The sequence below is a fragment of the Mycolicibacter heraklionensis genome (assembly GCF_019645815.1).
Classification (GTDB): domain Bacteria; phylum Actinomycetota; class Actinomycetes; order Mycobacteriales; family Mycobacteriaceae; genus Mycobacterium; species Mycobacterium heraklionense.
Map to the genome: position 1 here is coordinate 2,245,847 of NZ_CP080997.1, position 24,299 is coordinate 2,270,145.

Annotated in this window: 23 protein-coding genes, 1 tRNA gene and 1 rRNA gene; 22 read left to right on the forward strand and 3 right to left on the reverse strand. The window is 69.0% G+C overall.

Annotation, left to right across the window (positions count from 1 at the left end):
- Positions 1-125: 125 nt before the first annotated feature.
- The 11 genes from rrf to xerD all read left to right on the forward strand — a co-directional run bounded on the left by rrf (position 126) and on the right by xerD (position 11,998).
- Positions 126-238, forward strand: a 5S ribosomal RNA gene (gene rrf / locus K3U94_RS10465).
- 165 nt (positions 239-403) lie between these two features.
- Positions 404-2,461 carry an HAD-IIA family hydrolase gene (locus K3U94_RS10470; protein WP_230987536.1) on the forward strand — a complete coding sequence of 686 codons (2,058 nt, stop codon included), beginning with the start codon at positions 404-406 and terminating at the stop codon, positions 2,459-2,461.
- Between the two features lie 28 nt (positions 2,462-2,489).
- Positions 2,490-2,666: a hypothetical protein gene (locus K3U94_RS10475; protein ID WP_220696420.1), complete on the forward strand. Its 177-nt coding sequence runs from the start codon at positions 2,490-2,492 to the stop codon at positions 2,664-2,666.
- Positions 2,667-2,673: 7 nt separating this feature from the next.
- The gene (locus tag K3U94_RS10480) at positions 2,674-3,480 is read left to right on the forward strand and encodes a TlyA family RNA methyltransferase (protein WP_220696421.1); all 807 of its coding nucleotides are present in this window, start codon (positions 2,674-2,676) and stop codon (positions 3,478-3,480) included.
- Entirely contained in the window at positions 3,477-4,409 is a 933-nt protein-coding gene (locus K3U94_RS10485; protein WP_047320817.1) for an NAD kinase, read from the forward strand. Before K3U94_RS10480 ends, K3U94_RS10485 begins: the two co-directional genes overlap by 4 nt.
- A 13-nt stretch (positions 4,410-4,422) precedes the next feature.
- Positions 4,423-6,207 (forward strand): DNA repair protein RecN, encoded by a 1,785-nt coding sequence (gene recN, locus K3U94_RS10490; RefSeq protein ID WP_220696422.1) that lies wholly within the window; start codon positions 4,423-4,425, stop codon positions 6,205-6,207.
- A gap of 111 nt (positions 6,208-6,318) precedes the next feature.
- Positions 6,319-7,500: a putative cytokinetic ring protein SteA gene (steA, locus tag K3U94_RS10495; RefSeq protein ID WP_220696423.1), complete on the forward strand. Its 1,182-nt coding sequence runs from the start codon at positions 6,319-6,321 to the stop codon at positions 7,498-7,500.
- 37 nt (positions 7,501-7,537) lie between these two features.
- Entirely contained in the window at positions 7,538-8,479 is a 942-nt protein-coding gene (locus K3U94_RS10500; protein WP_047320819.1) for a copper transporter, read from the forward strand.
- A 141-nt stretch (positions 8,480-8,620) separates the two neighbouring features.
- Complete coding sequence (gene pyrG, locus K3U94_RS10505; protein WP_047320874.1) at positions 8,621-10,429, forward strand: CTP synthase; 1,809 nt, start codon at positions 8,621-8,623, stop codon at positions 10,427-10,429.
- Positions 10,422-11,045 (forward strand): NUDIX domain-containing protein, encoded by a 624-nt coding sequence (locus tag K3U94_RS10510; protein WP_220696424.1) that lies wholly within the window; start codon positions 10,422-10,424, stop codon positions 11,043-11,045. The genes pyrG and K3U94_RS10510 overlap by 8 nt, the downstream gene beginning before the upstream one ends.
- The gene (xerD, locus tag K3U94_RS10515) at positions 11,042-11,998 is read left to right on the forward strand and encodes a site-specific tyrosine recombinase XerD (protein ID WP_047320821.1); all 957 of its coding nucleotides are present in this window, start codon (positions 11,042-11,044) and stop codon (positions 11,996-11,998) included. Before K3U94_RS10510 ends, xerD begins: the two co-directional genes overlap by 4 nt.
- A 110-nt stretch (positions 11,999-12,108) precedes the next feature.
- Here the strand turns inward: xerD and K3U94_RS10520 are convergent, their stop codons facing one another.
- Positions 12,109-12,864 carry an O-methyltransferase gene (locus tag K3U94_RS10520; RefSeq protein WP_220696425.1) on the reverse strand — a complete coding sequence of 252 codons (756 nt, stop codon included), beginning with the start codon at positions 12,862-12,864 and terminating at the stop codon, positions 12,109-12,111.
- A 112-nt stretch (positions 12,865-12,976) separates the two neighbouring features.
- On the opposite strand from K3U94_RS10520, the gene K3U94_RS10525 reads away from it, so the two are divergent.
- Genes K3U94_RS10525 through der form a run of 6 tightly spaced genes read left to right on the forward strand, consistent with a single transcriptional unit; the run spans position 12,977 to position 18,293 of the window.
- A complete protein-coding gene (locus K3U94_RS10525) occupies positions 12,977-13,834 on the forward strand; it encodes a ParA family protein (protein ID WP_047320823.1) in 858 nt (285 codons plus the stop codon).
- Positions 13,831-14,655 (forward strand): segregation/condensation protein A, encoded by an 825-nt coding sequence (locus K3U94_RS10530; RefSeq protein WP_220696426.1) that lies wholly within the window; start codon positions 13,831-13,833, stop codon positions 14,653-14,655. Before K3U94_RS10525 ends, K3U94_RS10530 begins: the two co-directional genes overlap by 4 nt.
- A 14-nt stretch (positions 14,656-14,669) precedes the next feature.
- Entirely contained in the window at positions 14,670-15,446 is a 777-nt protein-coding gene (scpB, locus tag K3U94_RS10535; RefSeq protein WP_220696427.1) for an SMC-Scp complex subunit ScpB, read from the forward strand.
- A complete protein-coding gene (locus K3U94_RS10540) occupies positions 15,446-16,201 on the forward strand; it encodes a pseudouridine synthase (RefSeq protein ID WP_220696428.1) in 756 nt (251 codons plus the stop codon). The genes scpB and K3U94_RS10540 overlap by 1 nt, the downstream gene beginning before the upstream one ends.
- The gene (gene cmk / locus K3U94_RS10545) at positions 16,198-16,890 is read left to right on the forward strand and encodes a (d)CMP kinase (RefSeq protein WP_220696429.1); all 693 of its coding nucleotides are present in this window, start codon (positions 16,198-16,200) and stop codon (positions 16,888-16,890) included. The genes K3U94_RS10540 and cmk overlap by 4 nt, the downstream gene beginning before the upstream one ends.
- Positions 16,887-18,293: a ribosome biogenesis GTPase Der gene (der, locus tag K3U94_RS10550; protein WP_220696430.1), complete on the forward strand. Its 1,407-nt coding sequence runs from the start codon at positions 16,887-16,889 to the stop codon at positions 18,291-18,293. Before cmk ends, der begins: the two co-directional genes overlap by 4 nt.
- A gap of 9 nt (positions 18,294-18,302) precedes the next feature.
- Here der and K3U94_RS10555 read toward each other — a convergent pair whose 3' ends face one another.
- Positions 18,303-18,737: a hypothetical protein gene (locus K3U94_RS10555; RefSeq protein ID WP_220696431.1), complete on the reverse strand. Its 435-nt coding sequence runs from the start codon at positions 18,735-18,737 to the stop codon at positions 18,303-18,305.
- A gap of 60 nt (positions 18,738-18,797) precedes the next feature.
- On the opposite strand from K3U94_RS10555, the gene K3U94_RS10560 reads away from it, so the two are divergent.
- Complete coding sequence (locus K3U94_RS10560) at positions 18,798-19,580, forward strand: sulfite exporter TauE/SafE family protein (RefSeq protein WP_220696432.1); 783 nt, start codon at positions 18,798-18,800, stop codon at positions 19,578-19,580.
- Between the two features lie 5 nt (positions 19,581-19,585).
- Here K3U94_RS10560 and K3U94_RS10565 read toward each other — a convergent pair whose 3' ends face one another.
- On the reverse strand, positions 19,586-21,241 hold the full coding sequence (locus K3U94_RS10565) for a patatin-like phospholipase family protein (protein ID WP_230987600.1): 1,656 nt from the start codon (positions 21,239-21,241) through the stop codon (positions 19,586-19,588).
- 183 nt (positions 21,242-21,424) lie between these two features.
- Here K3U94_RS10565 and K3U94_RS10570 point away from each other — a divergent pair.
- From K3U94_RS10570 to K3U94_RS10580, 4 genes are all read left to right on the forward strand, one after another.
- Positions 21,425-21,498 (forward strand) — tRNA-Pro (locus K3U94_RS10570).
- A 107-nt stretch (positions 21,499-21,605) separates the two neighbouring features.
- Positions 21,606-22,268: a hypothetical protein gene (locus K3U94_RS23670; protein ID WP_230987537.1), complete on the forward strand. Its 663-nt coding sequence runs from the start codon at positions 21,606-21,608 to the stop codon at positions 22,266-22,268.
- 75 nt (positions 22,269-22,343) lie between these two features.
- Entirely contained in the window at positions 22,344-23,087 is a 744-nt protein-coding gene (locus tag K3U94_RS23675; protein WP_267878363.1) for an AAA family ATPase, read from the forward strand.
- A 283-nt stretch (positions 23,088-23,370) separates the two neighbouring features.
- Positions 23,371-24,267 carry a hypothetical protein gene (locus tag K3U94_RS10580; RefSeq protein WP_220696434.1) on the forward strand — a complete coding sequence of 299 codons (897 nt, stop codon included), beginning with the start codon at positions 23,371-23,373 and terminating at the stop codon, positions 24,265-24,267.
- Positions 24,268-24,299: the final 32 nt, after the last annotated feature.

The window sequence follows — 24,299 nt, forward strand, 5'->3', positions numbered from 1 at the left end:
AAAACACATGTGTTGCCCGCAACCACACCACAAAAACTTCAAACCCACACCCCACCACCAAACACACTTTGGTGACACCGGGTGCCGGCCAACCAACCCCGGCACCCAACACAAGAAAATAGAGTTACGGCGGAAATAGCGACAGGGAAACGCCCGGTCCCATCCCGAACCCGGAAGCTAAGCCTGTCAGCGCCGATGATACTGCCCACACGGGTGGAAAAGTAGGACACCGCCGAACACAATTTAAAGTCCTGTGCCCCCCAACAACAGTTGGGGGGCACAGGCATTTTCCACATGTTCTATGTTTTGCGCGAACAGATCGCGTAAATGCGACCGTGTCAAGAGGTCGGCGATCCTCGCCGTATCCTTTTGCCGTAGCACTGTTACGACCGGAGGGCGCGAGGTGGCCGAACACGGCAATGGCGGCGACGGGCCGCGGGGCGGCAGGGGCTCCGGGGATGCCGGGCGACGAGGCCGGCCCGGGCAATCCGGGAGCCGTCCTGGGCAGTCCGGTGGTGGTTCGTTCCGGGGAGCCGGTGATCAGCGCCGGACACCGCGGGGCGCGGGACCGGATCGTGATCGTCGTTCGCAGCCGCCGCGCGACCGCGATGGCAGCCCGCGGCCACCTCGGGACCGCGACGGCGTCTCGCGGCCGGCGCGGGAGCGCGACGGTGCCGCCCGGCCCCCGCGGGACTACGACCGCTCCGCGCGGCCACGGCGGGACCAGGACAGTACGCCGCGAACTCCGCGACCTGCCGGCGAGGAGACCACCCCACGCTACGACGATCCGCCGCTGCCCGAGGGAGTCGAGCCCAAGCAGCTGGCTCCGGAAGTGCGCCGGGAACTGAGCACGCTCAACCGGGTCACCGCCGACGCGGTGGCCTGCCACCTGGTCGCTGCCGGGATGCTCCTCGACGACGACCCCGAGGCCGCACTGCGGCATGCCAAGGCGGCCCGGTCCCGGTCGACGCGGATCACCGCGGTCCGCGAAGCCGTCGGGATCGCCGCCTATCAGTGCGGGGATTGGTCGCAGGCGCTGGGCGAGCTGCGGGCGGCCCGGCGGATGGGCAGCAAGTCCGCGCTGCTGCCGCTGATCGCCGACTGCGAACGCGGCCTGGGTCGCCCCCAGCGGGCGATCGAGTTGGCCACCGGCCCGGATGCCGAACAGCTCGAGGGTGACGAGGCCGACGAGATGCGGATCGTCGCCGCCGGTGCTCGCGCCGACCTGGGCCAGTTGGAGCAGGCCCTGACGGTGCTCTCGTCGGCGCCGGCGGACCCCGACCGGACCGGCTCGACAGTGGCCCGGCTGCACTACGCGCACGCCGAGACGCTGGTGGCGCTCGGCCGCCAAGGCGAAGCGCTGGAGTGGTTCCTGCGCGCCGCGGCCGCCGACACCGAGGGCATCACCGATGTGGAGGACCGCATCGCGGAGCTCGGTGGCGGCGCCACGCTGGCCGAGGAATACGACTGCCTGCTGCTGGATCTCGACGGCACGGTGTTCCGCGGTGGCGAACCCACTGACGGCGCTGTCGAGACCCTGGCCGAGCTGCAGAGCCGAGCGCTGTTCATCACCAACAATTCGTCGCGCGGCGCCGACGAGGTCGCGGTACATCTGAACCAGCTGGGCTTCACCGCCACGGCAGAGGACGTCGTCACCAGCGGCCAGATCGCGGCAGGCCTGCTGGCTGCCCAACTTCCCGCCGGGGCGCGGGTCCTGGTGCTGGGCACCGACTCGCTGGCCGCCGAGATCGGCGCCGTCGGGTTGGAGGCGGTGCGCCTGGCCTCCGACGAACCGGCGGCGGTCATCCAGGGCCTCTCCACCGAGCTGGGCTGGGCCGACCTGGCCGAGGCGGCTCTGGCGATCCGGGCCGGGGCGCTGTGGATGACGACGAACGTCGACAACACGTTGCCGTCGGAGCGCGGTCTGCTGCCCGGGAACGGTTCGATGGTGGCCGCTCTTCGCGCCGCGACCGACGCCGAGCCGCAGGTGGCCGGTAAACCGGGCCCGGCGCTGCTGACTGCTGCACTGGCCCGCGGCGAGTTCTATGCCCCGCTGGTGGTGGGCGACCGGCTCGACACCGACATCGCCGCCGCCAACGCCGCCGGGCTGCCCAGCCTGATGGTGCTCACCGGAGTGAGCTCCGCACGTGACGCCGTCGGCGCTGTTGCCGAGTGTCGCCCGACCTACCTCGGCCATGACCTGCGGGCGCTCAACGTCGACGCCGGCCGGCTGGCGATCGGCCCGCAGCCGTATTGGGACCTACAGGTGGACGGCACCACCGTCACCGTCGCCGCTGCGCAACCCGAGGAAGACGACGGCGATGGCCTGTCGGTGGTCCGCGCGCTCGCGTCCGCGGTGGCCGACGCCGAGCTGGCCGGGCGCCCGTTCACGGTCGCGGCTGCCGATGGCACCGCGGATGCGGCGCTGCAACAGTGGTCCCTGCTCGGCACGTGGCCTTAAGCGGTATCGACTAGCGTGAGTGGCACCCATGAACAGTGAGATTGAGGACGTCCGAGCACGCATCGCGGCACTGCTGGCCGAGCTACCGGGGGAAGCGGAGCTGGCCGACCTGCCGGCCCACAGCGATCTCAACGCCTTGGCGCAGCGGCTCGAAGAAGCCCACCAGGTGTTGGTGCGGGCGCTGGAGTCGGTAGAGAAGGGCTGAGTCAGGCATGTCGCGGCGTGCTCGCGTCGACGCCGAACTGGTCCGGCGCGGTTTGGCGCGGTCTCGTCAGCAGGCCGCCGAATTGATCGATGCCGGCAAGGTCACCATCGACGGCATCCCGGCGGTCAAGCCGGCCACCGCCGTGGCGCTGACCGCGGCGCTGGCCGTGCTGGACGACGGTGAACGCAGCTGGGTGTCTCGCGGGGCGCACAAGCTGATCGGTGCGCTGGACACCTTCGGCATCGCGGTGGCCGGCCGACAGTGTCTGGACGCCGGTGCCTCGACGGGCGGATTCACCGAAGTGCTGCTGGATCGGGGTGCGGCCCGGGTGGTCGCCGTGGACGTCGGCTACGGGCAGTTGGCCTGGTCGCTGCGTACCGACCCGCGGGTGGTGGTCATCGAACGCACCAACGTCCGCGGCCTGACGGTGGAGGCCGTCGGCGGGCCCGCGGAGCTGATCGTCGCTGACCTGTCGTTCATCTCGCTGGCCACGGTGTTGCCCGCGCTGACTGGCTGCGCGTCACCGGACGCCGATATCGTTCCGATGGTGAAGCCACAGTTCGAGGTCGGACGACAACAGGTGGGTTCCGGCGGTGTGGTGTCCGACCCGGTCCTGCGGGCAGACGCGGTCTTATCGGTGGCGCACCGCGCCGAAGAACTGGGGTGGGGCACCGTCGCCGTCACCGCCAGTCCGCTGCCGGGACCGTCCGGCAACGTCGAATACTTTCTGCACCTGCGTGCCGCCGCCGCGCCGCTGGCCGGTGACGCGTTGCGCGCGGCCGTGCAGGATGCCGTCGCGAGGGGTCCGCAATGACCAGTGGAGATCGTCAACGCACCGTGCTGCTGGTGGTGCACAGCGGTCGTGAAGAGGCCACCGACACCGCTCGCCGCGTCGAGAAGGTGCTTGACGAACACGGCATCGCGCTGCGGGTGCTGACCGCCGAAGCCGTCGACAAGGGCGCGCTGCACGCGGGTTCTGACGACGGTCGCGAATTCGGTGTCGCGATCGACCTGGTGGACCCCGACAACGGGGCGGCCGAGGGCTGCGAACTGGTGCTCGTTCTCGGCGGTGACGGGACCTTCCTGCGCGCCGCCGAACTGGCTCGCAGCGCCGACATCCCGGTACTGGGCGTGAACCTGGGCCGGATCGGCTTTCTGGCCGAGGCCGAAGCCGACACCATCGACCAGGTCCTGGACAAGATCATCGCCCGCGACTACCGGGTGGAAGACCGGATGACGCTCGACGTCGTGGTGCGCGCCGACGGCGAGATCATCGACAGCGGGTGGGCGCTCAACGAGGCCAGCATGGAGAAGGGCCCGCGGCTGGGCGTGCTGGGCGTCGTCGTGGAGGTGGATGGCCGGCCGGTGTCGACGTTCGGCTGCGACGGGGTGCTGGTGTCGACCCCCACCGGATCCACCGCCTACGCGTTCTCCGCCGGTGGACCGGTGCTCTGGCCGGACCTGGACGCCATCCTGGTGGTGCCCAACAACGCGCACGCGCTGTTCGCCCGGCCCATGGTCACCAGCCCCGAATCGACCATTGCGATCGAAGTCGAAAGCGACGGCCACAACGCGCTGGTGTTCTGCGATGGTCGCCGCAAAATGCTGGTGCCGGCCGGCGGGCGCCTGGAAGTGCAGCGCGGCGTCACCCCGGTGAAGTGGGCGCGGCTGGGCCGCTCGCCGTTCACCGACCGCCTGGTGCGCAAATTCCGGTTGCCCGTCACCGGCTGGCGGGGACAGTAGGGGTGCGCTCCCGGTGCTGACTGAGATCCGTATCGAGTCCCTGGGCGCCATCAGCGCAGCCACCGCCGAATTCGATCGCGGACTGACCGTGCTGACCGGCGAGACCGGCACCGGCAAGACGATGGTGGTCACCGGGCTGCACCTGCTCGGCGGTGCTCGCGCCGACGCCAACCGGGTGCGTTCCGGCGCCGCCCGTGCCGTGGTGGAGGGCAGGTTCTGCACCGCCGACCTGGCGCAGGCTGCGGCCGCGCAGATCGACGAGCTGTTGGAGGCCGCCGGGGCGGAGCGCGACGAGGACGGCACGGTGATCGCGGCCCGCTCGGTCAGCCGCGACGGCCCGTCGCGGGCCTACCTGGGCGGTCGCGGGGTGCCCGCCAAATCGCTGACCGGATTCACCGGCAGCCTGTTGACGCTGCACGGCCAGAACGACCAGCTGCGGTTGATGCGCCCGGACGAGCAGCGTGCGGCGCTGGACCGCTACGCCGCGGTGGGTCCCCGGCTGGAGCGCTACCGTGCCGCCCGCGAGGCCTGGCAATCCGCCCGGCGCGAGCTCGTCGAACGCCGCGACCGCGCCCGGGAACTGGCTCAGGAAGCCGACCGGCTCACGTTCGCGCTCCGCGAGATCGATGCCGTCGACCCCCGCGCCGGGGAAGACGACGCGCTGACCACCGAGATCCGGCGACTCTCCGAGCTCGATGCGCTGCGCGCCGCGGCCGCCGGCGCGCGGGCGGCCCTGGCCGGCGCCGACGAAGCAGTTGACGCAGCGGACGGGCCGAGCTCGGCAACCGATCGGCTGGGGCAGGCGAAGACGGCGTTGAGCACCACCGACGACACGGTGCTGCAGGCACTGGGCGATCAGCTCGGTGAGGCGCTCACCGTGGTGGGCGACGTGGCCCGCGAGCTCGGCAGTTATCTCGAGGATCTGCCCACCGGCGCCGACGCGCTCGATGCCAAGCTGGCCCGGCAGGCCGAGCTGCGCAGCCTGACCCGCAAATACGCCGCCGACATCGACGGGGTGCTGGCCTGGGCGGCGCAATCTCGGGAGCGCCTGACCCAGCTCGACGTCTCCGAAGAAGCACTCGCCGAGTTGGCCCGCCGTGTCGACGCGCTGGGCGAGGAGGTGGCCAAGGCCGCCACCGACCTCAGTGCCGTGCGCACCAAGGCGGCCGGTGGACTGGCCAAGGCGGTCAGTGCGGAACTGTCCGGGTTGGCGATGGCCGATGCCGAATTCAGCATCGGGGTGAGCACCGGCCCGGCCGCCGCCGAGGACCCGTCCGCATTGCGGTTGCCGTCGGGACAGACCGTGCACGCGGGCGCCGACGGTATCGACGACGTCGAGTTCGGGCTGGCCCCGCACCGCGGCATGACGGTGCTGCCGCTGGCCAAGAGCGCCTCCGGCGGGGAGCTGTCGCGGGTGATGCTCGCGTTGGAGGTGGTGCTGGCCACCTCTTCGCGGCAGTCGGCGGGCACCACGATGGTGTTCGACGAGGTCGACGCCGGAGTGGGGGGACGGGCCGCGGTGCAGATCGGGCGGCGGCTGGCCCGCTTGGCCCGCACCCACCAGGTCATCGTGGTGACGCACCTGCCGCAGGTCGCGGCCTATGCCGACGTGCACCTGATGGTCGAGCCCACCGGGCGACAGGGCGCCAGCGGGGTCCGGCGGTTGGCGGACGACGACCGGGTCGGCGAGCTGGCCCGGATGCTGGCCGGGCTGGGGGAGACCGACACCGCCCGGGCTCACGCGCGAGAGCTGCTGGATGCCGCGCAGGAGGATCGGGGCGCCGGCTCCGACGGCTAGGGCGACGACAGGTCAGCGCCGTGTGACTGATGTGACGTGATGAAACTTCTGGGGCTGGTGTTACGGCGCGCCTCCCCGGATTCACACGACTTCCCGGACAGAATCGCGCCCATGAAGATGTCTGCGCTGCTGTCTCGTAACACCGCTCGGCCCGGTCTCGTCGGTACGGCTCGGGTCGACCACGACATCGACCGACTGCTGCGCAGGGTGGGCCCCGGCGACATCGTGGTCCTCGACATCCTCGACCTGGACCGGATCACCGCCGACGCGCTGGTGGAAGCCCAGATCGCCGGCGTCGTCAACGCCTCGGCATCGATCTCCGGGCGCTACCCCAACCTGGGGCCGGAAGTATTGGTCGCCAACGGGGTCACGCTGATCGACGAAGCCGGACCCACGGTGTTCAAGAAGATCCGGGACGGCGCCAAGGTCCGCCTCTACAACGGCGCCGTGTACTCCGGCGACCGCCGGCTGGCCCGCGGCGTCGAGCGCAGCGACGTCGAGATCGCCGACATGATGATCGAGGCCAAGAGCGGGCTGGTGGCCCACCTGGAGTCCTTCGCCGGCAACACCATCGAGTTCATCCGCAGCGAGAGCCCGCTGCTGATCGACGGGATCGGGATCCCCGAGATCGACGTCGACCTGCGGCGCCGCCACGTGGTGCTGGTCGGTGACGAAGCCGGCGCCGTCGACGACCTCAAGTGCCTCAAGCCGTTCATCAAGGAGTACCAGCCGGTGCTGATCGGCGTCGGTGCCGGAGCCGACGTGCTGCGCAAGGCCGGCTACCGCCCGCAGCTGATCGTCGGCGACCCCGACCAGATGAGCGCCGAGGTGCTGCGGTGCGGCTCGCAGGTGGTGCTGCCCGCCGACGCCGACGGCCACGCACCCGGTCTGGAGCGCATCCAGGACCTGGGTGTCGGTGCCATGACCTTCCCCGCCGCCGGTTCCGCGATGGACCTGGCGCTGCTGCTGGCCGATCACCACGGTGCGGCGCTGCTGGTGACCGCCGGGCACACCGCCAACATCGAGACGTTCTTCGACCGGACCCGCCAGCTGACCAACCCGTCGATGTTCATGACCCGGCTCAAGGTCGGCGAAAAGCTGGTGGACGCCCGGGCGGTCGCCACGCTCTACCGCAACCGGATCTCGGCCGGCGCGATCGCGCTGCTGGTGCTGACGATGCTGATGGCGATCATCGTCGCGCTGTGGGTCTCGCGCACCGACGCCGTGGTGCTCGAGTGGCTCGGCAACTACTGGCACCACCTGTCGCAGTGGCTGCGGCACTGGGTGACCTAACAGGGATCGACTAAGAAGAATCGGGGTCGGCACCGCAATGATCACCCCTCGCTACCACGCGATGTCGCTGACGGCAGTGCTGCTGGCACTGGTGTTCGGCGTCGTGCTCGGCTCCGGGCTGTTGTCGGGCCCGTTGATGGCCGGGCTGCAGTCCGACAAGCAGGATCTGCGGGAGCAGATCGACGCGCTGCACGAACAGCACAACGCGCTGGGTGAGCGGCTTAGCAACGCCAACGATTTCGACGCCCAGATGGCCCCCCGGATCGTGCGCGACGCGCTGAACGGCAAATCCACGGTGATCTTCCGGACCCCCGATGCCGTCGACGGTGACGTCGAGGCGGTCTCGCGGATCATCGGGCAGGCCGGCGGAACCGTCACCGGAACGGTGACACTGACGGCCCAGTTCGTCGACGGCAACGCCGAGGAAAAGCTGCGTGCGGTGCTGGAGTCCGGCATCGTGCCGGCCGGTGCCCAACTGAGCACCAACCTCGTCGACCAGGACGCGCAGACCGGTGATCTGCTCGGGATCGCGCTGCTGATCAACCGCAACCCCACGATCGCGCCCGCCGACGACGCCGCGCGTGGCACGGTGCTGGCCGCGCTGCGCGACACCGGCTTCATCACCTACGCCCAAGAGCGTTTCCCCGCGGCCAACTCGGCCGTGGTGCTCACCGGCGGGGCGCTGCCCGAAGACGCCGGCACCAGTGGGCTGAGCGTGGCCCGGTTCGCCGCGGCACTGGCCCCGCACGGCTCGGCGACGGTCCTGGCCGGCCGGGACGGGTCGGCGTCGGGCACCGCGGCGGTGGCAATGGCCCGCACCGATTCCGCGGTGGCCGGGACGATCAGCACCGTCGACGACGTGGACATCGAGTCGGGCCGGATCACCACCGTCATGGCGGTCAGCAGCCTGATCGGCGGTGGACAGCCGGGGCAGTACGGCATCGGCCACGGCGCCGGGTCGGTCACGCTGGCGCAATAAGGCCGACGTATCACAGGCGGTGTCCGGGCGCGGGTGGGCGTGTCTGGAGCCGAGACGCCGCGTCGATGTTAGGGTGAGATTCCGTGGGTCGGCAGGCCCTCAGATCCTGCGCCGTCGTCACGGAGGTTGGTGTTGCCACCACTGCGAAAGCATCCGCAAACCGAGCCGAAGCATCTCTTCGTCACGGGCGGAGTTGCGTCCTCGCTAGGTAAAGGTTTGACCGCAAGTAGCCTGGGCCAGTTGCTGATCGCCCGGGGTTTGCAGGTCACCATGCAGAAGCTGGACCCTTACCTCAACGTCGACCCCGGAACGATGAATCCGTTCCAGCACGGCGAGGTGTTCGTCACCGAGGACGGTGCCGAGACCGACCTCGACGTCGGCCACTACGAGCGATTCCTGGACCGCGATCTGTCCGGTTCGGCGAATGTGACCACCGGCCAGGTCTATTCGACGGTCATCGCCAAGGAGCGCCGCGGCGAATACCTCGGCGACACCGTGCAGGTGATCCCGCACATCACCGACGAGATCAAGCGCCGCATCCTGGCCATGTCGGAGCCGGACGCCGACGGCGTGCGCCCCGACGTGGTGATCACCGAGATCGGCGGCACCGTCGGCGACATCGAGTCGCAGCCGTTCCTGGAAGCCGCCCGGCAGATCCGCCACGATGTCGGACGGGACAACGTGTTCTTCCTGCACGTGTCGCTGGTGCCCTACCTGGCCCCGTCCGGAGAACTCAAAACCAAGCCCACCCAGCACTCGGTGGCGGCGCTGCGCAGCATCGGCATCACTCCCGACGCGCTGATCCTGCGCTGCGACCGCAACGTCCCCGAGGCACTGAAGAACAAGATCGCGCTGATGTGCGACGTCGACATCGACGGGGTGATCTCCACCCCGGACGCGCCCTCGATCTACGACATCCCCAAGGTGCTGCACCGCGAAGAACTCGACGCCTACGTGGTGCGTCGGCTCAACCTGCCGTTCAAGGACGTCGACTGGACCGAGTGGGACGAGCTGCTGCGCCGCGTCCACGAACCCCACGAGACTGTGCGAATTGCTTTGGTGGGCAAGTACATCGACCTGTCGGATGCGTACCTGTCGGTGACCGAGGCGCTGCGGGCCGGCGGCTTCACCCACTACGCGAAGGTCGAGATCCACTGGGTGGCCTCCGATGCCTGCGAAACCCCCGCCGGCGCGGCCGCCGCGCTCGGGGAGATGCACGGCGTGCTGATCCCCGGCGGGTTCGGCATCCGCGGCATCGAGGGCAAGATCGGCGCCATCACCTACGCCCGCACCCACGCCCTGCCGGTGCTGGGACTGTGCCTGGGTCTGCAGTGCATCGTGATCGAGGCGGCCCGCTTGGCCGGAATCACCAACGCCAGCTCGGCGGAGTTCGACCCCGACACGCCCGACCCCGTCATCGCGACCATGGCCGACCAGCAGGAGGCAGTCGCCGGCACCGCCGACCTCGGCGGCACCATGCGGCTCGGCGCCTATCCCGCCGTGCTGGAAGCGGATTCGATTGTGGCCGAGGCATATCAGGCCACCGAGGTCTCCGAACGGCACCGGCACCGCTTCGAGGTCAACAACGCCTACCGCGACCGGATCGCCGAGAGCGGGCTGCGGTTCTCCGGCACCTCCCCGGACGGGAAGCTGGTGGAGTTCGTCGAGTACCCCCGCGAGGTACACCCGTTCCTGGTGGGCACCCAGGCGCACCCCGAGCTCAAGAGCAGGCCCACCCGGGCGCATCCGCTGTTCGCCGCGTTCATCGGCGCGGCGATGGACTACAAGGCGGCCGAGCGGCTGCCGGTGGAGATCCCCGAGCACGCCCACGAACCTCACGGTGCTGAGCACGAAGACGCCCAGAACGGTGCCGAGGGGCACGGCGGCAGCGCCCAGCCGTTGACCGACCCACTGCAAGAAGCGCTGCCGGAACACGTCACCCGTGGCTGACCACGTCTTCGAGACCACGTCGTCGCAGCTGCTGCACAGCGGCAAAATCTTTGCGCTGCGCCGCGACGAGGTCTTGATGCCGGGCGGCGCGACGGCCACCCGGGACGTGGTGGAGCACTTCGGGGCGGTGGCGGTGGTCGCCCTGGATGCCGACGGCAGGATCCCGCTGATCTACCAGTACCGCCACGCGCTGGGCCGCCGGCTGTGGGAACTGCCCGCCGGCCTGCTCGACGTCGGTGGCGAGCCGTCGCACCTGACCGCGGGCCGCGAACTGGTCGAGGAGGCCGGTCTGACGGCGAGTACCTGGCAGGTGCTGGTCGACCTGGTCTCCACCCCGGGCTTTTCCGACGAGTCGGTGCGGGTGTATCTGGCCACCGGCCTGACCGAGGTGGACCGCCCGGAGGCCCACGACGAAGAGGCCGATCTGCAACTCGAGTGGTATCCGATCGCCGAGGCGGCCCGGATGGTGTTTTCCGGTGAGATCGTCAATGCCATTGCGGTGGCGGGGATCCTGGCCGCCTTTGCCCACAGTCAGGGCTTCGCCGAGCTGCGCGACACCGGCGCCGAGTGGGTCGACCGACCGACCGCGTTCGCGGCCAGACAGAACCGGCCATGACCGCGGCGACCCAGCCGGTGTGCCCGCTCAACGGGCAGTTGCAGGGGTATCTGGACCACCTGACCATCGAGCGCGGGGTCGCCGCCAACACCTTGAGTTCCTATCGGCGCGACCTGCGCCGCTACCGCGAGCACCTGCTGGCCCGCGGGATCGAAGACCTGGCCGGCGTCGCCGAAGGCGATGTCACCGAGTTTCTGGTGACGCTGCGTCGAGGCGACCCGGACAACGGCGTGCCCGCACTGTCCGCGGTCTCGGCGGGGCGCGCGCTGATCGCGGTGCGCGGCTTGCACCGGTTCGCCGCCGCCGAGGGACTGGTGGCGGCCGACGTGGCGCGTTCGGTCAAGCCGCCGACCCCGGGACGGCGGCTGCCCAAGAGCCTGACTATCGACGAGGTGGCGGCGCTGCTGGCCGGCGCCGGCGGTGACAGCGCCTCGGACGGGCCGTTGACGCTGCGCAACCGCGCCCTGCTGGAAATGTTGTACTCCACCGGATCTCGTATCTCGGAGGCCGTCGGCCTGGATCTCGACGACATCGACGTCGCAGACCGATCGGTGCTGTTGCACGGCAAAGGCGGCAAGCAGCGATTGGTGCCGGTGGGCCGGCCGGCGGTGGCGGCGCTGGATGCCTACCTGGTGCGGGGCCGCCCCGATCTGGCGGGCCGGGGCCGCGGTACCGCGGCGGTGTTCCTCAACGCCCGGGGCGGGCGGCTGTCGCGCCAGAGCGCCTGGCAGGTGCTGCAGGACGCCGCCGAGCGGGCCGGGATCACCGCCAAGGTGTCACCGCACACCCTGCGACACTCGTTCGCGACCCATCTGCTCGACGGCGGCGCCGACGTGCGGGTGGTGCAAGAGCTGCTCGGCCACGCCTCGGTGACCACCACCCAGATCTACACGTTGGTCACTGTCAACGCCCTGCGCGAGGTGTGGGCCGGCGCCCACCCCCGCGCCCGCTAGTTCTTTTGGCGCGAGAGTTTCCCGGCGCGAGAGTTTCCTGGCGCGAGAGTGCGGGTCTGTACGCCGACACGCCGCAAAAACTGTCAGTCTGCGCACGCTCGCGCAGGGAACTAGCCGCCCAGATAGGTCGACTCCAGCACCAGGTCGTGGAGCAGGCTCTGATATTCCACGTGGGTGCGGTGTTCGCTGGTGTCCCAGAGCACGCCCTGCTGAGCCCGCATGTACTCGCGGTAACGCGGCGCCCCCGGCACCTTGACGTTGTCGGCCACCACGACCGCCCCCGGATGCAGCCAGCCCCGGTCCAGGATCGCCTGCAAGTCGGGTAGGTAGGCGGTCTTGTCGTGGTCGAGGAACAAGAAGTCCAGCCCACCGGCGGCAAAACCGTGCTTAGCGGTCAACGTGTCCAGCGTGCGCCCGCCGTCGCCGATGGTTCCCACCACACAGGTCACCCGGTCGGCCACCCCGGCGTGCGCCCAGATCCGCCGGGCGTTGGCGGCGTTGGCCTCGGCCAGCTCTATCGAGTAGATCCGCGCCGCCGGTGCGGCGCGGGCAATCCGCAGCGCGCTGTAACCGCAGTAGGTGCCCAGCTCCAGCGCCAACGCCGGATTGACCCGCTGCACCGCGGCGTCCAACAGCAGGCCCTTCTCGTCGCCGATATTGATCAGCAAAGACTTCTCGTAGGCGAACTCGTCGATGCGGGCGAGCACGTCGTCGATATCGCCGGCGCGGGCGTTGGCCAGCACGAAGTCGACCGCTGCGGCCTCGCGGCCGTCGCCGATCTGCCCTGTTGTGACGACGTTGCGCCCACCGGTTGCCATCCGCAGGAACGACCACCGCAGGAAGGGGAAACGTCGTTTGAGGCTCATGGATGCGATCCTATGGCCGCCGGCGCCGCAATCACTGGTCATGTGGCTAATGCAGACGGCCGTCACCTATTAGACTTCTGCGGATGTCCGCCACCACAGCGCCGGTCCGGCCATGAGCGACGACGACACCTCGGGCGTCGGTTTGACCGGGCGTCCGCCGCGGAATATCCCCGAGCCGCAGCCCCGTTCGACACATGGGCCGGCCAAGGTCATTGCGATGTGCAATCAGAAGGGCGGCGTCGGCAAGACGACCTCCACCATCAACCTCGGTGCCGCGCTGGCCGAGTACGGCCGCCGGGTGCTGCTGGTGGACCTGGACCCGCAGGGTGCGCTGTCGGCGGGGCTCGGCGTGCCGCACTACGACCTGGCGCACACCGTGCACAACCTGCTGGTCGAACCTCGGGTCGGCATCGACGACGTGGTCGTGCACACCGGGGTGGAGAACCTGGACCTGGTGCCCTCCAACATCGACCTGTCCGCGGCCGAGATTCAGCTGGTCAACGAGGTGGGTCGGGAGCATTCCCTGGCGCGGGCGCTGACCCCGGTGCTGGACCGCTACGACTACCTGCTGATCGACTGCCAGCCGTCGCTGGGGTTGCTCACCGTCAACGGTCTGGCCTGCGCCGACGGCGTGGTGATCCCGACTGAGTGCGAGTACTTCTCGCTGCGCGGGCTGGCATTGTTGACCGACACCGTCGACAAGGTCCGCGACCGGCTCAACCCGAAGCTGGAGATCAGCGGCATCCTGCTGACTCGCTACGACCCGCGCACGGTCAACTCCCGCGAGGTCATGGCGCGGGTGGTGGAGCGCTTCGGCGACCTGGTGTTCGACACGGTCATCACTCGTACCGTCCGCTTCCCCGAGACCACCGTGGCCGGCGAGCCCATCACCACCTGGGCTCCGAAATCCGGGGGTGCACAGGCCTACCGTGCGCTGGCCCGCGAAGTCATCGACCGATTCGGCGCGTGAACCCCGACACTGAGACGGCCGACGCCCCACATGACGCGCAGGGCTTCCAGGTCCGGCTGACAAACTTCGAGGGTCCGTTCGACCTGCTGCTGCAGCTGATCTTCGCGCATCGCCTCGACGTCACCGAGGTGGCTCTGCACCAGGTCACCGACGACTTCATCGCCTACACCCGCGACGTCGGCGCGCAGCTGGAGCTCGAGGAGACCACGGCCTTTCTGGTGATCGCCGCGACGCTGCTCGACCTCAAGGCGGCCCGGCTGCTGCCGGCCGGCCAGGTCGACGACGAAGAAGACCTGGCGTTGCTCGAGGTCCGCGACCTGCTGTTCGCGCGGCTGCTCCAATATCGGGCGTTCAAACACGTCGCGCAGATGTTCGCCGAGCTCGAAGCCGCCGCGTTGCGCAGCTATCCGCGCGCGGTGTCGCTGGAAGACGGGTATGCCAACCTGCTCCCCGAAGTGATGCTGGGCGTCGACGCCGAATCCTTCGCCCAGATCGCGGCGGCCGCCTTCACCCCGCGTCCGGCGCCGGTGGTGGGCCTCGGGCACCTGCATCAGGTGATGGTGTCGGTTCCCGAGCAAGCCGGTGTGGTGTTGCGGCTCTTGGAGGCTCGCGGCACGGGGCAGTGGGCGTCGTTCTCCGAACTGGTCGCCGACTGTCAGGCGCCGATCGAGATCGTCGGCCGCTTCCTAGCGCTGCTCGAACTGTATCGGGCCCGGGCGGTAGCATTTGAGCAGTCAGAACCACTTGGTGTGCTCCAGGTGTCGTGGACGGGGGAACGTCCCACCAATGAAGACCTGGTGAAAGCAGAATCGGCCGAGTAGTGCGAGACGAATTGATGACTGACCACGTGCCCGACTCCGAAGTGCCGGAGGACTTCGAGGCTCCCGAGGCCGCCCACGCTGTGGAAGACCACGAGGCCGCCGAGGAAACGGCCGGGACGTCGGGCTCCAATCTGGGGATCGACGTCGCCCTGGCACCCGAGCTCGAGGACTCCGAGCTGGGATCGGTGCTCGAGGCCCTGCTGCTGGTGGTGGACACCCCGGTGACCGTGGAGGCCCTGGCGGCCGCCACCGACCAGCCGGTCTACCGGATCACGGCCAAACTGCGGACGATGGCCGAAGAGTTCACCGAACGCGACAGCGGCATCGACCTGCGTGAGGCCGGCGGCGGCTGGCGCCTGTACACCCGCGCCCGGTTCGCGCCGTACGTGGAGCGGTTACTGCTCGACGGCGCCCGGTCCAAGCTGACCCGCGCCGCGCTGGAGACCCTTGCCGTAGTCGCCTACCGCCAGCCCGTGACGCGGGCCCGCGTCAGCGCGGTCCGCGGCGTCAACGTCGACGCGGTGATCCGAACCTTGGTGGCGCGCGGCTTGATCACCGAGGCGGGCACGGACCCCGACACCGGGGCCGTGACGTTCGCCACCACCGAGCTGTTCCTGGAACGGCTGGGCCTGTCGTCACTGACCGACCTGCCCGACATCGCGCCGCTGCTGCCTGATGTCGACGTGATCGATGAAATGAGCGAAACCCTGGACAGCGAACCGCGTTTCATGAAACTCGGCGGTGCGCCGGCGGCCGATCAGCCGCTGACCTTCGATGTGGACCACCTCTGATGGCGTGGCCGGACGAAGAACAAGACGGAGTGCGCCTGCAGAAGGTGCTGTCGCAGGCCGGGGTCGCCTCGCGCCGGGTGGCCGAGCGGATGATTCGCGACGGCCGGGTCGAAGTGGACGGTCAGGTGGTGACCGAACTGGGCACCCGAGTGGACCCTGCCGCATCGGTCATCCGGGTCGACGGGGCGCGGGTGACCGTCGATGACACCCGGGTCTACCTGGCGCTGAACAAGCCGCGCGGGGTGCATTCGACGATGTCGGACGACCGCGGGCGGCCGTGCATCGGCGACTACGTCCAACATCGAGTTCGCGGTGACGCCAAGCTGTTTCACGTCGGGCGCCTCGACGCCGACACCGAGGGCCTGATGCTGTTGACCAACGACGGCGAACTTGCGCACCGGCTGATGCACCCGTCGTATCAGGTGCCCAAGACCTACGTGGCCACCGTGCTGGGCACCGTCCCGCGCGGGCTGGGCAAAAAGCTGCGCGAGGGCGTCGAACTCGACGACGGGCCGGCGAACGTCGACGATTTCGCGGTGGTGGACGCCGTGCCCGGCAAGTCTTTGGTGCGGGTGACGCTGCACGAAGGCCGCAAGCGGATCGTGCGGCGGATGCTGGCGGCGGTCGGATTTCCGGTCCAGGAGTTGGTGCGCACCGACATCGGCACGGTTGCGCTGGGGGAGCAGCGTCCCGGCAGCATCAGGGCGTTGACCCGCAAGGAAATCGGGGAACTGTATAAGGCAGTCGGTCTGTGAGCCCGGTCAGTGCGGCCGTCGTCGCCATCGACGGGCCGGCCGGTACCGGAAAGTCCACGGTCGCGCGGGGATTGGCAAAGGCGCTGGGGTCACGCTATTTGGACACCGGTGCGATGTACCGCGTCGTCACGCTGGCGGTGCTGCGGTCCGGTGTCGCCCTCGATGACCTCGACGGCGTCGCCGCGGTCGCGCAGGGTGTCGAGGTCTCGGTGGACCCCCAACCCGACGGCGATCGCGCTTTTCTTGGCGCCGAAGACGTTTCGCGAGAGATCCGCGGCGACGAGGTGACCCGCGCGGTGTCGGCCGTGGCGGCGGTTCCCGCCGTGCGCAGCCGGCTGGTCGCCGTGCAGCAGCAGTTGGCCGCGCAAGGCGGCGGCGTGGTGGTGGAAGGCCGTGACGTGGGCACCGTGGTGCTGCCCGACGCCGACGTGAAGATCTTCCTGACCGCCTCGGCCGAGACCCGCGCCCGGCGGCGCAATGACCAGAACATCGCGGCCGGACTGCGCGACGACTACGCCGGCGTGCTGGCTGACGTGCTTCGCCGCGACGAGATGGATTCCACGAGGGCGGTGTCGCCGCTGCGGCCCGCCGACGACGCGGTGATCGTGGACACCGGAGACATGACCCAGGACCAGGTGGTCGACCACCTGCGGGACCTGGTTGAGCAGCATTGCGGGGCGATCCGATGAGTGACGGAACCTGGGTCGACGAAAGCGACTGGGAGATCGGCGAAGACGGCGGCTTCGACGATCTTGTCGAAGACTCCGGCCCGCCGCCGGTGGTGGCCGTGGTGGGCCGGCCCAACGTCGGCAAGTCGACGCTGGTCAACCGGATCCTGGGCCGGCGCGAAGCCGTGGTACAGGACCTGCCCGGGGTGACCCGCGACCGGGTGTCCTACGACGCGCTGTGGACCGGCCGCCGATTCGTCGTGCAGGACACCGGCGGTTGGGAACCCGACGCCAAGGGTCTGCAGCAGCTGGTGGCCGAGCAGGCCGCGGTGGCCATGCGTACCGCCGATGCGGTGATTCTGGTGGTGGACGCGGTGGTGGGCGCGACCGCGGGCGACGAGGCCGCCGCGCGGATTCTGCGCCGGTCCGGCAAGCCGGTGTTCTTGGCCGCCAACAAGGTTGACAGTGAGCGAGCCGAATCGGACGCGGCGGCACTGTGGTCGCTGGGACTGGGCGAGCCGTTCACGATCAGTGCACTGCATGGACGCGGAGTGGCCGACCTGCTGGATGAGGTGATCGCCAAGCTGCCCGAGGTGGCCGAAACCGCCGGCGGTGGTGGCGGCCCACGCCGGGTGGCGTTGGTCGGCAAACCCAACGTGGGCAAGAGCTCGCTGTTGAACCGGTTGGCCGGCGACGAGCGTTCGGTGGTGCACGATGTGGCCGGCACCACCGTCGACCCGGTCGACTCGCTGATCGAGATGGACGGCAAGATCTGGCGTTTCGTCGACACCGCCGGGCTGCGCCGCAAGGTCGGGCAGGCCAGCGGACACGAGTTCTACGCCTCGGTGCGCACCCATGGCGCTATCGACGCCGCCGAAGTGGTGATCGTGCTGGTCGATTCGTCGCAGCCGCTGACCGAGCAGGATCAGCGGGTGATCTCGATGGTGGTCGAGGCGGGCCGGGCGGTGGTGCTGGCCTACAACAAGTGGGACCTGGTCGACGAAGACCGGCGTTACCTGCTGGACAAAGAGATCGACCGGGACATGGCCCGGCTGGCGTGGGCGCCGCGGGTGAACATCTCCGCGAAAACCGGTCGCGCGGTACAGAAGTTGGTGCCTGCGCTGGAGACCTCGCTGGCTTCCTGGGACACCAGGATCTCCACGGGGCAGCTCAACACCTGGCTCAAAGAGGTGGTCGCCGCGACCCCGCCGCCGGCACGCGGCGGCCGCGCGCCGCGCATCCTGTTCGCCACCCAGGCGACGTCGCGTCCGCCGACGTTCGTGTTGTTCACATCGGGATTCCTGGAGGCCGGCTACCGCCGGTTCCTGGAGCGGCGACTGCGCGAGACGTTCGGATTCGAGGGCAGCCCGATCCGGATCAATGTGCGAGTGCGAGAGAAGCGCGGCCCCAAGCGTTCTCGCTGACCCCTCCAGTTAGCCGGCCTTGGTCAGCTGGAAGTCCCATTGCCCCACCACCCCGCCGGCCGGTCCGCGACCGCACGGCTCCAGGGTTGCGGTGGTCCATTGCCCGGCCAGCGTCACCGCGTCGAAGCTGACCGTCTTCGACACCGGCAGCGGGGTGTGATCCACCGGGCAGTCCATGCTGCCCCGCCCGCTGTACTCCCAGCGGCCACCGTTGAGATGAAATTCGGCGTTCTGGAGCCAGCGTTCGGCGTCGACGGTGGTGCACGTCGCGCCGCACGGGGTGAACGTCCACGTCGCAGCCCGCTGCGACGGCCCGTGCTGGGCGGTGAAGGCGTACCGGCCTGACGGCACCTCCGGGGCGGCCTGGGCCGCCGGCGGCGCTCCGAGGAGGAACAGCAGCCCGCAGACAGCACCGACCGCCCGCTTTCCCGTAATGCCGATCATCGCGTCACCTCTCAGCTCGGCTGCCCTAGCCCTGCGCACGATCAGCGTAGGGTGCTGCAAATGCCGGTATCGCAGATGGTGTTGATCATCCTGGCCGGGGTGGGCGCCGGGGTGATCAACTCCCTGGTCGGCTCGGGCACGTTGATCACCTTTCCGACCTTGGTGACGCTGGGTTTTGCGCCACTGACCGCGACGATCTCCAATGCGATCGGCCTGGTGGCCGGCGGCATCTCCAGCACTTGGGCGTACCGTCGCGAACTGCGCGGCCAGTGGGACCGACTGCGATGGCAGATACCGGGATCGCTGCTGGGCGCGGTGCTCGGGGCGTACCTGCTGCTGCACCTGCCCGAGAGCGTGTTCAACCGGGTCGTCCCGGCGCTGTTGGTCGGTGCCCTGGCGCTGGTGGTGATCGGCCCGAAGATTCAGGCGTTGGCGCAGCGCCGCGCGGCGGCCGAGGGTCGCTCGACCGATCAGCTCAGCGATGGCCGGCTGGCGGCGTTAGCAATCGGCACTTTCGCTGTCGGTGTGTATGGCGGCTATTTCGCTGCGGCCCAAGGAATTCTGCTGATCGGCGTGATGGGGGTGCTGCTGCCCGAGTCGATGCAGCGGATGAACGCCGCGAAGAACCTGCTGGTGCTGATCGTCAATGTGGTCGCCGCGGCGGCCTACATCGCGACGGCTTTCGACCGGATCAGTTGGCCGGCAGCCGGATTGATCGCCGTTGGTTCGCTGATCGGGGGCTACCTGGGCGGTCACTACGGGCGCCGGTTGTCTCCGAACGCGCTGCGCGCGGTGATCCTGGTGGTCGGACTGATCGGGCTGTACCGGCTGGTGACGGTCTAGCCGGCTCAGGCGGGGTTCTGCCTACGCCACCGTTCCCAGCGGCTGCGCGGCGCCCGGGCCGAGGCCATCACCTCGTCCATCGACGCGGCGTGCGGGTGCTCCGGTTGCGCGGGCGCCTTCGGGGTCACCACCGAGGGCTCGGTGCCTTCCCACCAGACCGGTTGCAGCAGTGCGGAAACCACCGGAATGGCATGCTCGACACTCTTGCGCCCCCAATGACAGGCCCGGTCGATGGTTGCCGCCGACGGCGCCAAGTTGACCGGTGACAGCGTCGGGGAGAACCGGACCAGATGGTCGGCATAAGGCGCGTTGCGCACCATCTGCAACTGGATCGCTTGGGTGATCGGCACCAGCCACAGGTGCTTGGGGTCCCACTGCGGATGGAAGCAGTCGAAGGCGAGGTAGCAGGCGTTGCGGGTGCCCAACCGGCCCGCGCGGACTCGTTTCCAAGCCAGCTCCAAAGGCACATTGCTGGCCGCGCCACCGTCCACCAGGGCGCCGACGTCGTTGTCGGCCAGCAGCGCGTCGAACATCGGCTCCATCGCCGGATCCTTGGGCTCGTGGTGCAAGACCCCGGGGATCGCCGAGGAGAACGACGCCGCATCAACGACGTTGACGTCGCGGTCCGGGTTGTCGCCGCCGATCACGATCGGGGTCACCACCCGCGGGTCGATGAAGGCGGCCGTCTGCCACATCCGCGTCGCCACCTGCGGGCCCAGGCCGATCGACAGATAGGGGAAGGACCGCAACTGCAGGCCGGCCAGGCTCTGGTTGCGATAACGCGCCGGCAGGGCCGCAAACGGTTGGCGGCGCACCCCGGCCACCACCGCATCGAACGGAATCTCCAGATCCGACATCTTCATCGGCGCGCCGTCCTCGCGGCGGAACATCGCGTCGGCGAACAGGTCGAAGTTCAAGGCGAACACACCGGTCAGGCCGTGGCGGCGGCGCAGCCGCTCGGGCCCCAGGATGGCGCGGAACGACACCGTCTTGGCCCACTGGACGTACTCGTCGATGGGCACCGGCAAGGTGCGGCTGACCACCGAGCTCAGGATGGAACCGAAGGAGGACCCGATCAGGTAGTCGGGCACCGCCCCGGACTCCAGCAGGGCCTCCATCCCGCCGATGTAGACGAAGCCGGCGCCGCCACCCCCGCCGAGGACGGCTACCAGCTTCTTGTGGCCCACCTCCGCGTCGAGCTCGGCCAGGGAGAAGTCATTGCCGTGGCGTTCGGCCAGCAGGCGGCGCTGTTCGTCCTGCTCGGGGGCCAGCGTGCCCAGGGTGTCACGGGCGGCGACCAACGCCATCACCGGGTCGCGCTCTACGCGCAGTGGGCCGCGCAGTGCGTCGGCCACCTTGGCTCGCCACCCGGCCAGCTCCGCGCCGACGGAGACGTCGCCGCGGCCGCGGGCGCCGCCCGGGCCGGCGGCGCCGGGCTCGAAGTCGTCGAGCCGGGCGAAGTTGAGCAGATACCGCAGCCGGCGCAGCTGCTCGGCGCTCAGCACGTCGGGCCGGCGCAGCGTGTGCCGGATGAGGCGGTTTTCCATCTTCTGCAGCAGCAGAACGGTGTCGCCGGTGTCGGCGACGTCGACCACTTCGTCGGTGACGGCGGGGTCGCCGCTGGTCTCGGGGATGCCTATGGGGTCCGTGGGGTCGGGCATGGCCGACCACTGCTGCGAGGGGGGAAGCTGCATAAGTGGTGATTCCTGAGGGGTAGTCGCGCTGCCGAGGGGGCAGTCCCGCGTGGCCGAGCCTACGCGGTCAAGGTGTCCTCACGCGGATTCGGGACACCCGCGGCCGTGCGGTAGGCTTTCGACCTGCTGCCGGAGATGTTGCGGCGGTGGCGGGCTGTGGCGCAGTTTGGTAGCGCACTTGACTGGGGGTCAAGTGGTCGCAGGTTCAAATCCTGTCAGCCCGACAGAGTTCAGAGGTGGTTTTTAAGGTCCGGAGGGGTTCCGGAAACGGGGTTTGACCCCAGTTTTGACCCCAGTTCGATGTCGGTACCCCCGCCTACCGTCGTTTGCCATGACTAGTGGCGCCGAAACTCGGGTACCCATCACCGACGCAGCGGCGTGGATCGATGCGTTGGCCGACGACTCGCAGCGGGCGCTGATGGCGCTGGGTCAGCTGCTTGTCGGCGTCGCGGAACGACCGCCGAAAAATGAGACGGCAGAACGGTTCACACTCCGCTGCCTCGGAGTGCCCAGTCACTCGCACGTAATCGACGAAGAGCGCGCCTTGTCGGCGGTCACGCGGCTGACCGCGGCGCTGGCATTGGCGGAGCTGATTGAGAAGCACGCGGGGCAGGTGCAGCTTGGGCCGCACAGTTACGCAGATCCGCCGGCCTGGACGGAGTCCGAAGTCGGCGACGTGACCTACCACCACTCCCAGAAATTGCGCGCGGCTTTTTCGGCGGGAACGCTGCTGCCGCATACCCCGGTGGTGATCAGCATCGACACGCAAATGTCGCTCGGCCACAACCTTGATGTCACCGCTTACGTGCATCGTCATTTTCAGCGCGATGCGAGGGCCGTCCTGGACCGGCTGCTGCAGCGGGCGGATCAGCTGAATCCATACCGCGGAAGGGTTTGTCGCGCCAGCTTCAGCTTAGCCCTAGCGCTGTCGCTGCTCGAGCTGCCGCCGCTGACCCGTGAGAACGTGATCGTGGCGCCGGAGGTGTGGAAATAAATCGATCTCGCAGTGGCCGCGGTGCGGGATCTGTACGAGCTGCTGAACCGTCACGGTTTGGGAAGCCGGCGCGGGGTGCTCCTCTGTGGCCCGCCCGGCACAGGGAAGTCAGCTGTGTCAGCGGTGATCGCCAATGAACTGGTTGGCGAATTCACGGTGATTTACGTGGAGGCGCGGGCCGGGGAACGACTGCTCACGGGCGTCGTGGAGGCAGCGCAGAAACTGGGCGGTCCGGTGCTCCTCGTCTTGGACGACGTTGACCTGTGGTGCCTTGACCGCCACCGCGGCGACGGTGGCGGTCTCAGCGAATTGCTGCAGGCCATGGACATCGCCAGCGATGCCCGGATCCTGACCCTCGCCAGCACGAACGACGCGGGGACACTCGCTGCTGCCGCGATCCGGACCGGTCGTTTTGACAGCCTGGCGATGGTGGGTTTCCCGACCCGGCCCGACGCTGCCCGGATCCTCGCTGCGCTGCTGGACGGCCTGCCCGGCGCAGACGTGGTCGACACAACGGCTGTGGCAGGCCGGCTTCCGGAGCGCACCAGCGGCAGTGACATTCGGGAGATCGTGCGCCGCGCGGTCCTCACCGTGAAGGGCGGGGAGCTGACCACAGCTGCGCTGTTGGGAGAGATTGGCCTCCGTCCCATACCAGTGCCCGTCGAACTCCCAGCTGGGCAGCGGCGCATACTTAAGTACCGCGTCGGTCGCCGCCTCGATCTGCTCGGGGGTGGCACCAGACCCCGCCAGGCGGCCGACCACGAATCTTTTGAGCTGCTCACGGGTCGGTGCGTCCATGCCGGCCAGGGTGCGCGGTGAAGGCGGAGGATCAGATGCGGGGCGCGGTGGTTCAGGGGGACTCACTGCGGTAGGAACATGCGCGAGCGTTTGCTGTAATCATGTGCATGCGTGAATCATGTGCATGCGTGCACTGCGATCTGGATTTGCCGTCCTAGCAATTGGTGCCACCGTCGTCGGCACCGGATGTGCGAAAGAAGATCCAGGGTCGAGGCGATGGTCGGCGCTTCCTCACGCGATGGGCTGCGAGCCAAGCAGTGACAGCGACGACCCCGTGGGTCCTGCGATCACGCGAGTCCAGCAAGTGGCATTGGACCATGTGGGTGGTCAGCGCTTGCAACTAGAAGCGACCTTCGCCATAAAGGCGCCGCAATCGCCGCGGCTCGTTCGAGATCGATTCGGGCTCACAGAAGAGCCAGGCAGCATGGACATGGAGTTCTACATTCGACCTTCGCATATCGCCGATGACCGGTTGATCGTCGTGTCTTCGCCGAAGCCCAGCGTTGGCCAGGACTGGAGAGCTGACGTATCGGAGTTCGACAAGTCGAACCCCGAAGGCGTTCTGGTTTCCGCGTCCGCCCGCGGGAAGGTCCTCACCCTGGTCCTTGATTTTGCGGGCCAGCGCGAGATACTCGGCCGCGGGCCGTTCAAGGCTGACGTAGCGATATCCCCGGTGGCGAATGGGCGGCCGCGCGCCAACGGCGAGCCAGACTTCCTTATGTTTCGCATGCTCGACTGTCGGTGGGATTCACCTGTCCCCGCGTTTGAGGACCGCCAATTGCCGCCGCCTTCCGAAGCGGCGCGGCCCCCACTGTGGCCGGAACCGCCACCACCGCCGCCGGATGTTTCGGTTCCCGGGTCGACCCCGCCGCTGCCCATCGCTGGTGCGGACGCTCAAGGATTCCTTGGATACCCAGCTGCTCGTTGCGAAGTCCCAGACCATTCGGCGATGCTCCTGCGAACCGCAGCCTCGCTCGTGGTGATTTGCCGAGGACCGAGTGGAGGTCTCTATTACAAGGGGATGCGGCTGAGTGACTCGGCGGCGATCCGCGTCGACAACGTCACCGCCGATGACAACGGCTTCACCGCGATCAATCCCACGGACGGCACTCGATACGAAGCCACTCTCCGGGGTCTCACCATCGTCGTCGGTGGCCAGGTGGCGGCATCGGAGGCTGCCGTGGAAAGCGCATTTCTGTAGCTGCCGTTGGGTGCGGTGCGCCGTAACGCCCG

Coding starts and splice junctions, on each gene's coding strand:
- K3U94_RS10475 (WP_220696420.1), top strand. CDS start 2,490: ATGAACAGTGAGATTGAGGACGTCCGAGCACGCATCGCGGCACTGCTG.
- K3U94_RS10480 (WP_220696421.1), top strand. CDS start 2,674: ATGTCGCGGCGTGCTCGCGTCGACGCCGAACTGGTCCGGCGCGGTTTG.
- K3U94_RS10485 (WP_047320817.1), top strand. CDS start 3,477: ATGACCAGTGGAGATCGTCAACGCACCGTGCTGCTGGTGGTGCACAGC.
- steA (WP_220696423.1), top strand. CDS start 6,319: ATGAAGATGTCTGCGCTGCTGTCTCGTAACACCGCTCGGCCCGGTCTC.
- K3U94_RS10500 (WP_047320819.1), top strand. CDS start 7,538: ATGATCACCCCTCGCTACCACGCGATGTCGCTGACGGCAGTGCTGCTG.
- xerD (WP_047320821.1), top strand. CDS start 11,042: ATGACCGCGGCGACCCAGCCGGTGTGCCCGCTCAACGGGCAGTTGCAG.
- K3U94_RS10520 (WP_220696425.1), bottom strand. CDS start 12,864: ATGAGCCTCAAACGACGTTTCCCCTTCCTGCGGTGGTCGTTCCTGCGG.
- K3U94_RS10525 (WP_047320823.1), top strand. CDS start 12,977: ATGAGCGACGACGACACCTCGGGCGTCGGTTTGACCGGGCGTCCGCCG.
- scpB (WP_220696427.1), top strand. CDS start 14,670: ATGACTGACCACGTGCCCGACTCCGAAGTGCCGGAGGACTTCGAGGCT.
- K3U94_RS10540 (WP_220696428.1), top strand. CDS start 15,446: ATGGCGTGGCCGGACGAAGAACAAGACGGAGTGCGCCTGCAGAAGGTG.
- der (WP_220696430.1), top strand. CDS start 16,887: ATGAGTGACGGAACCTGGGTCGACGAAAGCGACTGGGAGATCGGCGAA.
- K3U94_RS10555 (WP_220696431.1), bottom strand. CDS start 18,737: ATGATCGGCATTACGGGAAAGCGGGCGGTCGGTGCTGTCTGCGGGCTG.
- K3U94_RS10560 (WP_220696432.1), top strand. CDS start 18,798: ATGCCGGTATCGCAGATGGTGTTGATCATCCTGGCCGGGGTGGGCGCC.
- K3U94_RS10565 (WP_230987600.1), bottom strand. CDS start 21,241: ATGCCCGACCCCACGGACCCCATAGGCATCCCCGAGACCAGCGGCGAC.
- K3U94_RS23670 (WP_230987537.1), top strand. CDS start 21,606: ATGACTAGTGGCGCCGAAACTCGGGTACCCATCACCGACGCAGCGGCG.